Source organism: Acetobacter estunensis (assembly GCF_019083805.1).
Taxonomy (GTDB): domain Bacteria; phylum Pseudomonadota; class Alphaproteobacteria; order Acetobacterales; family Acetobacteraceae; genus Acetobacter; species Acetobacter estunensis_A.
In genome coordinates this window covers 1-475 of sequence record NZ_JAHRDV010000082.1, presented here as the reverse complement: position 1 = coordinate 475, position 475 = coordinate 1, and the positions used below count along the sequence as shown (strand labels likewise).

The 475-nt window shown below is 53.1% G+C and carries 1 protein-coding gene; it reads right to left on the bottom strand.

The features are described 5' to 3' along the window. Positions 1-475 (bottom strand): UxaA family hydrolase (locus KUA11_RS17085; protein WP_217412251.1); only part of this gene is annotated, 475 nt, incomplete at both ends.

The following is a 475-nucleotide window of genomic DNA, read 5'->3' as shown; positions in this document are numbered from 1 at the left end:
ACGCTATAAAGCTGATGAAGATGTTCAACGCCCGCCTCGACTTCATCATCCTGATGCTGGCAAACCATAAAATGCACGCGCTCAGAGTCAAACTCGCCTAACGTGTCGCGGAACACGTCGACCTGATTATTCTCACAGCCCAGGCCAATCACTAACACCGCGCCCGCATTCGGATGGCGAACCATATTTTGCAGCATGGTGCGGGTATTAATGTGGTCATCGCCCAACTGGGAGCAGCCGTAAGTGTGGCTAAAAAGAAATACGCCGTCAGTGCCTTCTGCGTTGTCACTCTCTTGTAAATAGCGCTTCTGGATCTGGCGCGCAATACCGTTTACGCAGCCTACGGTTGGCAAAATCCACAGCTCATTACGCACGCCAACGTCACCGCTAGCGCGACGATAGATCTGAACCTCCCGATCCGCAGGCTGTGACGGAGACGTCTGGAAATCAGGTTGATAGCGGTACGCATCCACAT